Raw genomic sequence first — 11,584 nt, forward strand, 5'->3', positions numbered from 1 at the left:
TCTGCCGAATGCTGCAATGGAATCAGGACCGGCTCCGGCCGCGTCGCGTCCTTGGACATGCGACGGGGACGTGGACGGGGTCGGGCTCGGTCATGTCCTCCCGAAGGTGTCTGGAGCGGTGATGAGCAACGAATTCCAGGACATGGGGCCGGTCGACTTCGTGGTCATCGAGTTCCCGGGCAATCGGATGACGGGCAAGGCGCTGGCCCTTGTCCTCGACCTGGTCGACAGAGGCATCGTCCGTGTTCTCGACCTCACGTTCGTCCGGAAGGACACCGACGGCAGCGTCGTCGCCATGGAACTGCGGGATCTCGACGACGACGGGGAGCTGGACCTGTCCGTGTTCGAGGGCTCCTCGTCCGGACTCCTCGGGCAGGACGACATCGACGAGGCGGGGATGGCCCTCGAACCGGGCAATTCGGCCGGCATCCTGGTCTACGAGAACGTCTGGGCCGCCCCCCTCGCGCGGGAGCTGCGGCGCGGCGGTGCACAGCTCGTGGCCGGCGGACGTATCCCCGTACAGGCGCTCCTGGCCTCGCTGGACGCCGTGGAGGCGGAGGGCGGCAGCGCCGCTGCCTGACGTCTCCGGACTGCCGAGTAAACCGATCCACTCGAACAGCGGCCAAGGAGGGACGACATGCCAGGACTTCTTCGAGGCGTGGCGCGTACGGCAGTGGTGGCAGGGACGGCGACCGCCGTCTCCAACAGGGTCTCGCGACGGCAGGCGGGCCGTTGGGCCCAGCAGGAATCGGCCCAGACGGAACGGTACGCACCGCCACCGGCCGAGCCGCCCCCGCCCGCCGCCCCGCCGGCCACCGACATGAGCAGCAAGATCGAGCAGCTCAAGGAGCTGGGAGAGCTGAAGGAGCAAGGCATCCTGACCGAGGAGGAGTTCGCGGCGCAGAAGAGCAAGATCCTCGGCTCCTGACCCGGTCGACGACGGCTCCGTCGTCGCGCATCTCGGTCGCGCACCCGCTGGCCGGGAATGAGTCAGCGGCGTGAGGTGAGGATGCTGAGGACGTTGGCGCCGACGACGGCTCCGATGGCCGCCCCCTCGGTCCAGCCGAGGCCCTGGCCGAGCCCGATCCAGCCGACCAGGGCCGCGAGCACGGGGTTGACGCTCATGAACAGGCCGAAGGCGGCGGCCGGTACATGGCGCAGGGTGAACAGGTCCACCAGGTACGGCACTGCCGAGGCGAGGACGCCGGCCGCCACGGCGTACCCGAGGGACGCGGCTGTCGGCGGGTGGCGCAGTACGACGTAGAGCCCGACCGGCAGGAACATCACGGCGGACAGCAGCGCGGCGGCCGCGCTGCCCTGTGCGCCGGGGACACGGCTGCCCACCGTCCGGTTGAGCAGGATGTACGACGCCCAGCAGACGGCCCCGAGCAGACCGAAGCCCATCCCGACGTAGTCGGTCGAGGGCTGCGGGCGCATGAGGGTGACGACCCCGGCCGCCGCCATCAGGGCGCACAGCGCGTCGACCCGGCGGCGGGTGGCGGCCAGGGCGATGGCGAGCGGGCCGAGGAACTCGAGGGTCACGGCGAGCCCGAGGCCGACGCGGTCGATCGCGGTGTACAGGGAGAGGTTCATCGTGCCGAAGACGACCGCGAGCAGAATGACGGGCCGCCACTGCCACCAGGTGAAGCTCCGCAGCGCGGGCCGGCCGACGACCAGCAGCACGGCGGCCGCGACGTACTGGCGGACCGCGACGACCCCGACGGGGCCGAGGACGGGGAAGGCGAGCGAGCCGGTCGCGGCGCCGATCTGATTGGACATGCCGCTGCCGAGCATGGCGGCCACACCGGCCGGGGAGGTGCGGTGCGTCGGCTCGGTGTGCGTCGCCGGGGCGGGCCCGGCCGGGGCTGTGTGCATGGGCTGATCGTGGCGCCGGACCGTCCTTGCACAAAATGCATGTGCGCATCGGATCTATACGCTGAAGTCATGGATGTGGACCTGCGGCAGCTGCGCTGTCTCGTCGCGATCGTCGACGAGGGCACCTTCACCGACGCCGCGCTGGCGCTCGGCGTCTCGCAGGCCGCGGTCTCGCGGACCCTGGCGTCACTCGAACGAGCCCTCGGCGTACGGCTGTTGCGGCGCACCTCCCGGTCGGTGACGCCGACGGCCGCCGGGGTGCGGGTGGTGACGCACGCGAGGCGGGTGCTCGCGGAGGCGGACGAGCTGGTCCGGGAGGCGACAGCGGGGCAGCACGTCCTGCGGATCGGTTACGCCTGGTCGGCCCTCGGCCGCCACACCCCGGCCTTCCAGCGCCGGTGGGCCGCGGCGCATCCGGGGACCGAGCTCCACCTGGTCCGGGTCAACTCGGCGACCGCCGGGCTCGCGGAGGGCTCGTGCGACCTGGCCGTGCTGCGCAGACCGCTGGAGGACCGCCGCTTCGACTCGGCGATCGTGGGGCTCGAACGACGCCTGTGCGCGATGGCTGCCGACGACCCGCTGGCCAGGCGCCGGTCGCTGCGTCTCGCGGACCTGAGCGGTCACACCCTGCTGATCGACCGGCGCACCGGCACCACGACGCCGGAGCTGTGGCCGCCGGACTCCCGGCCGGCGACCGAGGAGACGTACGACGTGGACGACTGGCTCACGGCGATCTCTACGGGTCGCCGCATGGGCATGAGCGCGGAGGCCACCGCCAGCCAGTACCGCAGGCCCGGTGTGGTGTACCGCCCGGTGCGCGATGCCGAACCGGTCGCGGTGCGGCTTGCCTGGTGGCGCGACGATCCGCACCCGGCGGCGCAGCACGTGATCGAACTGCTCACCGCCCTCTACCGCGAGGCCTGACGCGACCCCGGCCGCGGTCCACGAGTGACGCGGACGCGGTCCACGAGTGACGTGGCCACGGCCCGTGAGTGGCCCGGCCGCAGTCCGCGTGTGACGCGGGCCGCCCGGCTCCGCCTGCCCGACGCGATGGCGCCTATGCCCCTGTCTGTGCCCGTTTCCGGAGTGACGCAGGACACTCTCCGTCATGCATTGCGCATGGATCCCGGGAGGCAGGGCAGGCGGCGGGTTCGCCGGTCCGACCGGCAGGGGGATCCATGGGAACGGAAGGCAAGACGCGACGTGACGGCAGCACTACAGACCATCCATGTGGGCGGAGAATGGCGCTCGGCCCTGACCGGGGCCACGCGCGAGATCATCGACCCCGTCGACGCGACCGCCTTCGCGGTCGTGGCGGAGGGTGACGTCCAGGACACCGACGACGCCGTGGCCGCGGCGCGAGCCGCTTTCGATGACGGGGCCTGGCCGCGTACGCCGGTCGCCGAGCGCGCCGCCCTGCTGCGCCGGGTCGCCGCTCTGCTGGAGCGGGACCGCGAGCGGATCGGGGCCCTGGAGAGCCAGGACGCGGGCAAGACGCTGGAGGAGGGCCGCGTCGACGTCGACTGCGTCCGTGACGCCTTCCTGTACTTCGCCGACCTCGTGGCGAACGAGAGCGGCGGGCGGGTCGTCGACGCCGGTTCGGACGAGATCCGCAGTGTCGTCGTGCACGAACCGGTCGGGGTCTGCGCCCTGATCACACCGTGGAACTACCCGCTGCTCCAGGCCAGTTGGAAGATCGCACCGGCCCTCGCCGCCGGCAACACGTTCGTGGTCAAGCCCAGCGAGATCACCCCGCTGACCACCGTCGTGCTGATCGAACTGCTCCTGGAAGCGGGTCTGCCGCTCGGCGCGGCCAACATCGTCACCGGTCCCGGCGCCACGGTCGGGGCCCGGCTCGCCGAACATCCCGATGTCGACCTCGTGTCGTTCACCGGCGGCCTGGCCAGCGGTACGAAGGTGGCGAGGGCGGCAGCCGACAGCGTGAAGAAGGTCGCCCTCGAACTGGGCGGCAAGAACCCCAACGTCGTCTTCGCCGACGCCTGTTCGACGCCCGACGGGTTCGACACCGCCGTCGACCAGGCGCTCAACGCCGCCTTCATCCACAGCGGCCAGGTCTGCTCCGCCGGATCGCGCCTCATCGTCGAGGATTCGCTGCGCGAACGCTTCGTCGCCGAACTCGCCCGCCGGGCCGGACTGATCCGCCTCGGCCGAGGCACCGACGAGGGCGTCGAATGCGGGCCGCTGGTCTCCGCGGCCCAGCTGGCGAGGACCGAGGAGTACGTGGCCTCCGCCCTCGGCGAGGGCGCGGTCCTGCGCGCGGGCGGCGAGAAGCCGGCCGGCCCCGGCTACTTCTACCGGCCCACGGTCCTGGACCGGTGCCACCGCCGTATGCGGGTCGTGCGGGAGGAGGTCTTCGGCCCCGTCCTCACCGTGGAGACCTTCCGCACCGAGGAGGAGGCCGTCGCCCTCGCCAACGACACCGAGTACGGCCTCGCCGGAGCGGTGTGGAGCTCCGACGAGGACCGCGCCCGGCGGGTCGCGGCCCGGCTGCGCCACGGCACCGTCTGGATCAACGACTTCCACCCCTACCTGCCGCAGGCGGAATGGGGAGGCTTCGGAAAGTCCGGCATCGGCCGCGAGCTGGGCCCCAGCGGTCTCGCCGAGTACCGCGAGGCCAAGCACATCTACCAGAACCTCGCTCCGCGCCCCGTGCGCTGGTTCGCGGGCACGGCGGCGAAGGACCAGGCATGAACGACCAGCACATGTACGACTACGTCATCGTCGGCGGCGGCACCGCGGGCTCGGTGATCGCGTCCCGGCTGACCGAGGACCCGGACGTCACCGTCGCCGTCATCGAGGGCGGCCCCAGTGACGTCGGCCGCGACGACGTCCTCACCCTGCGCCGCTGGATGGGCCTGCTCGGCGGTGAGCTGGACTACGACTACCCCACCACCGAGCAGCCGCGCGGCAACTCGTACATCCGGCACAGCCGGGCGCGAGTCCTCGGCGGCTGCTCCTCGCACAACACCCTCATCGCGTTCAAGCCCCTTCCCTCCGACTGGGACGAGTGGGCCGAGGCCGGTGCCGAGGGGTGGGACGCGGCGGCCATGGACCCCTACTTCGCCCGGCTGCGCAACAACATCGTCCCTGTCGACGAGGCCGACCGGAACGCGATAGCCCGGGACTTCGTCGACGCCGCCCGGACCACGCTCGGTGTTCCGCACGTCGAGGGCTTCAACCGGCAGCCCTTCCACGAGGGCGTTGGCTTCTTCGACCTCGCCTACCACCCCGAGAACAACAAGAGGTCGTCCGCGTCCGTCGCCTATCTGCACCCGTTCCTGGACCGGCCGAACCTGCACATCGCCCTGGAGACCTGGGCGTTCCGGCTGGAGCTGGAGGGCACCCGCGCCACCGGTGTGCACGTCCGCACCAAGGAGGGCGAAGAGCACGTCGTACGCGCCCGGCGCGAGGTCCTGGTCTGCGCGGGCGCCGTGGACACCCCGCGCCTGCTGCTGCACTCGGGCATCGGGCCGCGTGCCGACCTGGAGAAGCTCGGCATCCCCGTCGCGCACGACCTGCCGGGCGTGGGGGAGAACCTGCTCGACCACCCCGAGTCGGTCATCGTGTGGGAGACGCACGGCCCGATCCCGGAGAACTCCGCGATGGACTCCGACGCCGGGCTCTTCGTACGACGGGACCCGGAGTCCAAGGGGCCGGACCTGATGTTCCACTTCTACCAGATCCCCTTCACCGACAACCCGGAGCGGATCGGCTACGAACGGCCCCCGCACGGTGTGTCGATGACACCGAACATCCCCAAGCCGCGCAGCCGCGGCCGGCTCTACCTGACGAGCGCCGACCCCGAGGTCAAGCCCGCGCTCGACTTCCGGTACTTCACCGACGAGGACGACTACGACGGCCGGACCCTGGTCGACGGGATCCGGATCGCCCGGCAGATCGCGGCGAGCGAGCCGCTGGCCGGATGGCTGAAGCGCGAGGTGTGCCCCGGGCCCGAGGTCACCTCGGACGAGGAACTCAGCGCGTACGCCCGCCATGTCGCGCACACCGTCTACCACCCGGCGGGCACCTGCCGCATGGGGGCCGTGGACGACGAACTCGCCGTCGTCGCACCCGACCTGAGGATCCGGGGACTCGACAACATCCGGATCGCCGACGCGTCCGTCTTCCCGACCATGACCGCCGTCAACCCCATGATCGGCGTCCTCATGGTCGGCGAGAAATGCGTGGACCTGCTGGGAGGCACCCGACGATGAACGGCCTGACGCAGGACACCGCCGAACCCGTCTTCTCCGTACGCGAGCTGTGGAAGGTCTTCGGCCCGAAGGCCGACCGCGTGCCCTCCGACGAGGCACTCGCCTCCCTCGACGCCGCCGAGCTGCGTGAGCGGACCGGTTGCACCGCCGCCGTCCGGGACGTCTCCTTCGACGTCCGCAAGGGCGAGGTCTTCGTCGTCATGGGCCTCTCGGGCTCCGGCAAGTCGACGCTCGTCCGCTGCCTGACCCGGCTCATCGAGCCGACCTCGGGACGGATCTCCATCGACGGCGAGGACGTGCTGTCCATGGACGCCGGCCGGCTCCGCGAGCTGCGCAGGCACCGGGCGGCCATGGTCTTCCAGCACTTCGGGCTGCTGCCGCACCGGACGGTGCTCGACAACGTGGCCTACGGGCTCGAGATCCAGGGCGTGGCGCGCGGCGAACGACGCGAGCGGGCGGCGGAGTTCGTCACCAAGGTCGGCCTCGACGGCATGGAGCACCGCAGGCCGAGCCAGTTGTCCGGCGGCCAGCAGCAGCGGGTCGGACTCGCCCGCGCCCTCGCGGTGGACCCCGAAGTCCTGCTGTTCGACGAGCCGTTCAGTGCGCTGGACCCGCTCATCCGCCGCGACATGCAGGAGGAGGTCGTACGCCTGCACCGGGAGGAGGGACGCACGATGGTCTTCATCACCCACGACCTGAGCGAGGCGCTGAAGCTCGGCGACCGCATCGCGCTGATGCGCGACGGCCGCGTCGTCCAGCTGGGCACGCCCGAGGAGATCGTGGGCGCCCCCGCCGACGAGTACGTCAGGGACTTCGTCCGCGACGTACCGCGCGAGCAGGTGCTCACCGTCCGCTCGGCGATGCGCCCCGCGGTCGCCGACGAGTGCGAGACCGGCCCCGCGCTCGCCCCCGGCGCCACCGTCCACGAGGCCATCGAGGCCGTCGCCCGCACGGGCGAGAACGCGCGGGTCGTCGAGGACGGCCGCTGCCTCGGCGTCGTCGACCGGGCGGGACTCCTCGGTGTCGTCGCCGGGATCCCGGCCGCGACGGGGAAGGCGGTGGCCTGATGCACTCCCATACGACCTGGCCGCCGCCGGGCGGCACGACGGGCACCACCGTCCCGGGGCGCCCGACCGGCGCTCCCGGCCAGGGGCGGTGGGGCCGATGACCGCCACCGCCACTCCTGTCACTCCGGGCTCCACGACCGCCGTTGCCCCCGGGCCCGGTGCGCTGCGCTCCCTCGCGTGCCATCGCGGCCGACTGATCGGAGCAGGCGCGGTCGTCGCGCTCGTGCTCGGCGCCGTACTCCTGGGCGGCGGCAGCTGGCCCGCTTCGCTCTCCGTCGATCTGTCCGGGCCGCTGGACCGCACCAGTGACTGGATCATCGACAACCGCGACGGCCACCCGCTGTTCCTCTACTTCCTCGGGCACGTCAGCAACGTCGTGGTCGTGTCCGTCCGCGCCGTGTACCTGGTCCTGCTCGCACTCGGCTGGGCCGGCGTCACCGCCGCCGCCGGGCTCGTCGCCTGGCGTGTCGCGGGCGTGCGGCTCGCTCTGACCTCCGTCGCCGCCTTCGCCGTGTGCGGACTGCTCGGCATGTGGGTGCCCACCCTGCAGACGCTCGCCCTGATGGCGGTCGCCGTCGCCGCGTCCGTACTGCTCGGGGGACTCCTCGGCCTCGCCGCCGGACTGTCGGACCGCATGCACCGGATCCTGCGGCCGGTCCTCGACACCATGCAGGTGCTGCCGGCCTTCGCGTATCTCCTGCCCGTCGTCCTGGTCTTCGGCATCGGCGTACCCGCGGCCGTCCTCGCGACCGTCGTCTACGCCGCCCCGCCCATGGCCCGTCTCACCGCGCTCGGGCTGCGCGGCGCGGACGCCGGCGTCATGGAGGCCGCCGCGTCCCTCGGCGCCACCGGCCGGCAGCGGCTGCTGACGGCCCGGCTGCCACTGGCCCGCAAGGAACTCCTGCTCGGCGTCAACCAGGCCATCATGATGGCCCTCGGCATGGCCGTGATCGCGTCCGTCATCGGCGCGGGAGGCCTCGGCGACCGCGTCTACCAGGCACTGGGCTCCGTCGACGTCGGTGCCGCGCTCGCCGCCGGCGTGCCGATCGTGCTGCTCGCCGTCGTCCTGGACCGGGTCACCGCCGCCGCCGGGGAGCGGCTCGGCACGGCTCCGGCCCGCCGGGCCGGACTCGGCTGGGCCGTCGCTCTCGCGGCGACCTCCGCCGTCGCCGTCGCGGGCCGCCTGTCCGACCGGCTCGCCTGGCCCCCCTCCTGGACGGTCGACATCGCCGGACCCGTCAACGGGGCGGTCGACTGGATGACCGCCCACCTCTACTCCGGTGTCCCCCTCGTCGGGGGGACCGCCGACTGGGCGGGACGCTTCACCACCTGGGTCCTCAACCCCCTGCGCGACGGCCTCCAATGGCTGCCCTGGTGGGCGGTTCTGCTGACCGTCGGCGCACTCGCCCTGCTCATCGGCACCTGGCGCACCGCCGCGACCGCCGTCCTCGCGATGGCGGCGATCGGCGTGCTCGGTGTCTGGGACCCGGCGCTCGACACGCTGTCCCAGGTCCTGGCCGCCGTCGCCGTGACGCTGCTGCTCGGCGTCGCCCTCGGGGTCGCCGCGGCCCGCAGCAGCCGAACGGGACGCGCGCTGCGTCCGGTTCTCGACGTCTTCCAGACGATGCCGCAGTTCGTGTATCTGATCCCCGTCGTCGCCCTGTTCGGTGTGGGCCGCGCCCCGGCGGTCGCGGCCGCCGTGGTCTACGCGCTGCCCGCGGTGGTGCGGATCACCGCCCAGGGGCTGAGCGCGGTGGACCCGTCCGCGCTGGAGTCCTCGCGCTCCCTGGGCGCGACCGGGCGGCAGCAGCTCTTCCACGTACAACTGCCATTGGCCCGGCCCGCGCTGCTCCTCGCCGTCAACCAGGGCGTGGTCCTGGTCCTCGCCGTCGTCGTCATCGGCGGCCTCGTGGGCGGTGGCGCACTCGGGTACGACGCGGTCTTCGGCCTCGCCCAGGGCGACCTCGCGACCGGCCTGGTCGCCGGTGCCGCGATCGTCTGCCTCGGCCTGATGCTCGACCGCGTCACCCAGCCGACGGAACGCCGCGGCCTCACCGGAAAGGGGGCCTGAGATGACCCGTACACGCATCGCCGCACTCGTCACCGCGGCCGCCCTGGCGGCCGGCCTCACCGGTTGCGGCGCCGCCGACATGACCCGGCAGGCGTCCCCGTACGCCGACGCGAAGAGCTCCCGCACGGTGACCCTCTCCACGCAGTCGTGGGTGGGCGCGCAGGCCAACGTCGCCGTCGCCCAGTATCTGCTGGAGCACGAGCTCGGCTACCGGGTGGACACCGTCCAGATCGACGAGGTCCCCGCCTGGGACGCGCTCAGCCAGGGCCGGGTGGACGCCATCCTGGAGGACTGGGGCCACCCGGAGCAGGAGAAGCGGTACATCGACGACAAGGGGACGATCGCCCGGGCCGGAGACCTCGGGGTGACCGGCCACATCGGCTGGTACGTGCCGACGTACTTCGCCGAGCGACACCCGGACGTCACCGACTGGCGGAACCTGAACAAGTACGCCGACGAGTTCCGCACCGCGGAGAGCGGCGGCAAGGGCCAGCTGCTGGACGGCTCCCCGTCCTACGTCACGAACGACAAGGCACTCGTGAACAGCCTGGACCTCGACTACCAGGTCGTGTTCGCGGGCTCCGAGGCGGCGCAGATCACGCAGATCAAGCAGTTCGCCAAGGAGAAGAAGCCGTTCCTGACCTACTGGTACAAGCCCCAGTGGCTGTTCGAGAAGGTCCCCATGACGGAGGTGAAGCTGCCCGCCTACAAGGAGGGCTGCGACGCCGACCCGGAGAAGGTGGCCTGCGCGTATCCGCACACGCCGCTGCAGAAGTTCCTCAACACCCGCTTCGCCGACGGAGGCGGTGACGCCGCCGCCTTCCTGAAGAAGTTCCGCTGGACGACCGAGGACCAGAACGAGGTCGCCCTGATGATCGCGGAGCAGAAGCTGTCGCCGCAGGAGGCGGCGGGGCGCTGGGTGAAGGAGAACGAGACCACCTGGCGGGCATGGCTCCCGTCCTGACACCGGTGCGGCGGCCCGGACACGCACCCCGGTCCGCCGCACCCTCCCACCGTCCGGCCCCGCCCTCCACGCCTCATTCCGCGCCCCGCAGCTCCCGCGAGGCGCGCCGGCGGCGGGCGTAGAGGCGGCCGACGGGTTCGGCGCTCAGTCCGTGCAGCACGATGCTGACCATGACCGTGATCACCATCACCCGGGAGATGAAGTCACCGCCGCCGGCGGCGGGCAGCTCGATCGCGGCGAGCAGGCCGAAGACCACCGTGGTCGCTCCTCGGGGCCCCATCCACCCGAGGAACAGCCGGTCGGCCAGGGGCAGCTCCGTACCGATCAGCGCGAGCATCACGGGCACCAGGCGCACCAGGGTGACGGCGAGGACGGCGTAGAAGATGACGGAGAGGTGGAAACCGTCCCAGAACTCGTCGTTGACCATCTGGCCGAAGAGGAACCACAGGGCGAGCGTCAGCAGTGTCGACAGGTCGTCGGTCATCTGCACGGCGTCCTCCGGAAGATGACGCAGCGCCGGTGCGATGCAGACACCGGCCACGAAGGACGCGACGAAGCCGTTGCCGCCCAGGGACACGGACAGGGTGTACGCGGCGATCGGCACGCTCAGCACCGCGAGCCGCGTCGCGGCGGGCAGTGTCCAGCCCTTCGCCCAGGACCGGCGCAGCAGCCGTCCGGCCAGCCAGCCGACGAGCGAACCCGCTCCGACCGCCCAGCCCGCCGCTCCGACGGCGGTGAGGAGGGCCTCGGCGTAGTCGCCGCCGGCCGTGCGGGACGCGGCGGCGCCGGCGACGCAGAGCAGGAAGACCGGTGAGATGACGCCGTCGTTCAGACCGCCCTCGACGTTCAGTACGTCCCGGAGGCGAGCGGGCACGCGCCTGTCCCTGACCAGGGCACCGGCGAGCGCCAGATCGAGAGGGACGACGACGGTCGCCAGTACCGCCAGGACCCATCCGGGCTGGTCGGGGAAGAACGCGAGAGAGATCAGAAAGGCGGCGCCCAGGGTCAGCGGCAGCGCGACCCCCAGGAGGCGGGCGACGATGTTCCGCTCCCGGCGGATCACGCCGGCCGGCACCTCGGTCGCGTCGACGAAGAGCAGCAGGGCGACGATGAACTCCACCGTGCGTTCGAGGCCGCCGAGGTCGCCGAAGTCGAAGGCGAGCGGCGGGTCCGAACCGCTGGTGAGGGCGATGCCCGCCAGCATCATGGCGATCGGCGCGGTGATGCTCCATCGCGCGAGCCGGTACGACAGGACGCACCACATGAACAGAATGCCCGCGATGACGGTGCCGGCAGACAAGACCATCCGCGCTTTCGGAGGGGTTTTCTGACAGACGCAGCGTAAGGCGGGGCCGGCGCCGACACCCGCGAG

At 72.0% G+C, this 11,584-nt stretch carries 10 protein-coding genes; 8 read left to right on the forward strand and 2 right to left on the reverse strand.

Annotation, left to right across the window (positions count from 1 at the left end; translation table 11 throughout):
- Positions 1-121 precede the first annotated feature (121 nt).
- Positions 122-580: a DUF6325 family protein gene (locus SGA01_RS01765; RefSeq protein ID WP_174867191.1), complete on the forward strand. Its 459-nt coding sequence runs from the start codon at positions 122-124 to the stop codon at positions 578-580.
- A 57-nt stretch (positions 581-637) separates the two neighbouring features.
- Positions 638-928: an SHOCT domain-containing protein gene (locus tag SGA01_RS01770; RefSeq protein ID WP_055645351.1), complete on the forward strand. Its 291-nt coding sequence runs from the start codon at positions 638-640 to the stop codon at positions 926-928.
- A gap of 62 nt (positions 929-990) precedes the next feature.
- On the opposite strand, the gene SGA01_RS01775 is transcribed toward SGA01_RS01770, so the two are convergent.
- Positions 991-1,875: an EamA family transporter gene (locus SGA01_RS01775; RefSeq protein ID WP_141292596.1), complete on the reverse strand. Its 885-nt coding sequence runs from the start codon at positions 1,873-1,875 to the stop codon at positions 991-993.
- A gap of 69 nt (positions 1,876-1,944) precedes the next feature.
- Here SGA01_RS01775 and SGA01_RS01780 point away from each other — a divergent pair, with 69 nt between their 5' ends.
- The 6 genes from SGA01_RS01780 to SGA01_RS01805 all read left to right on the forward strand — a co-directional run bounded on the left by SGA01_RS01780 (position 1,945) and on the right by SGA01_RS01805 (position 10,212).
- Positions 1,945-2,799, forward strand: a complete 855-nt coding sequence (locus SGA01_RS01780) for a LysR family transcriptional regulator (protein WP_141292598.1) — start codon at positions 1,945-1,947, stop codon at positions 2,797-2,799.
- Between the two features lie 279 nt (positions 2,800-3,078).
- Positions 3,079-4,587, forward strand: coding sequence for an aldehyde dehydrogenase family protein (locus SGA01_RS01785; protein ID WP_141292600.1), 1,509 nt, complete (start codon positions 3,079-3,081; stop codon positions 4,585-4,587).
- A complete protein-coding gene (locus SGA01_RS01790; protein ID WP_141292602.1) occupies positions 4,584-6,110 on the forward strand; it encodes a GMC family oxidoreductase in 1,527 nt (508 codons plus the stop codon). The genes SGA01_RS01785 and SGA01_RS01790 overlap by 4 nt, the downstream gene beginning before the upstream one ends.
- Positions 6,107-7,177, forward strand: coding sequence for a quaternary amine ABC transporter ATP-binding protein (locus SGA01_RS01795; RefSeq protein WP_141292604.1), 1,071 nt, complete (start codon positions 6,107-6,109; stop codon positions 7,175-7,177). The genes SGA01_RS01790 and SGA01_RS01795 overlap by 4 nt, the downstream gene beginning before the upstream one ends.
- A 97-nt stretch (positions 7,178-7,274) precedes the next feature.
- Positions 7,275-9,248, forward strand: coding sequence for an ABC transporter permease (locus SGA01_RS01800; protein WP_141292606.1), 1,974 nt, complete (start codon positions 7,275-7,277; stop codon positions 9,246-9,248).
- Position 9,249: 1 nt separating this feature from the next.
- Entirely contained in the window at positions 9,250-10,212 is a 963-nt protein-coding gene (locus SGA01_RS01805) for an ABC transporter substrate-binding protein (protein WP_141292608.1), read from the forward strand.
- A gap of 73 nt (positions 10,213-10,285) precedes the next feature.
- Here the strand turns inward: SGA01_RS01805 and SGA01_RS01810 are convergent, their stop codons facing one another.
- A complete protein-coding gene (locus tag SGA01_RS01810; RefSeq protein ID WP_141292610.1) occupies positions 10,286-11,512 on the reverse strand; it encodes a cation:proton antiporter domain-containing protein in 1,227 nt (408 codons plus the stop codon).
- Between the last annotated feature and the right edge of the window lie 72 nt (positions 11,513-11,584).

Origin of the sequence: Streptomyces gardneri (assembly GCF_006539185.1) — a bacterium.
GTDB lineage: Bacteria > Actinomycetota > Actinomycetes > Streptomycetales > Streptomycetaceae > Streptomyces > Streptomyces gardneri.

Excerpts from the sequence above, each read along its gene's own strand:
- SGA01_RS01765 (WP_174867191.1), top strand. The coding sequence starts at position 122 with ATGAGCAACGAATTCCAGGACATGGGGCCGGTCGACTTCGTGGTCATC.
- SGA01_RS01770 (WP_055645351.1), top strand. The coding sequence starts at position 638 with ATGCCAGGACTTCTTCGAGGCGTGGCGCGTACGGCAGTGGTGGCAGGG.
- SGA01_RS01775 (WP_141292596.1), bottom strand. The coding sequence starts at position 1,875 with ATGCACACAGCCCCGGCCGGGCCCGCCCCGGCGACGCACACCGAGCCG.
- SGA01_RS01780 (WP_141292598.1), top strand. The coding sequence starts at position 1,945 with ATGGATGTGGACCTGCGGCAGCTGCGCTGTCTCGTCGCGATCGTCGAC.
- SGA01_RS01790 (WP_141292602.1), top strand. The coding sequence starts at position 4,584 with ATGAACGACCAGCACATGTACGACTACGTCATCGTCGGCGGCGGCACC.
- SGA01_RS01795 (WP_141292604.1), top strand. The coding sequence starts at position 6,107 with ATGAACGGCCTGACGCAGGACACCGCCGAACCCGTCTTCTCCGTACGC.
- SGA01_RS01800 (WP_141292606.1), top strand. The coding sequence starts at position 7,275 with ATGACCGCCACCGCCACTCCTGTCACTCCGGGCTCCACGACCGCCGTT.
- SGA01_RS01805 (WP_141292608.1), top strand. The coding sequence starts at position 9,250 with ATGACCCGTACACGCATCGCCGCACTCGTCACCGCGGCCGCCCTGGCG.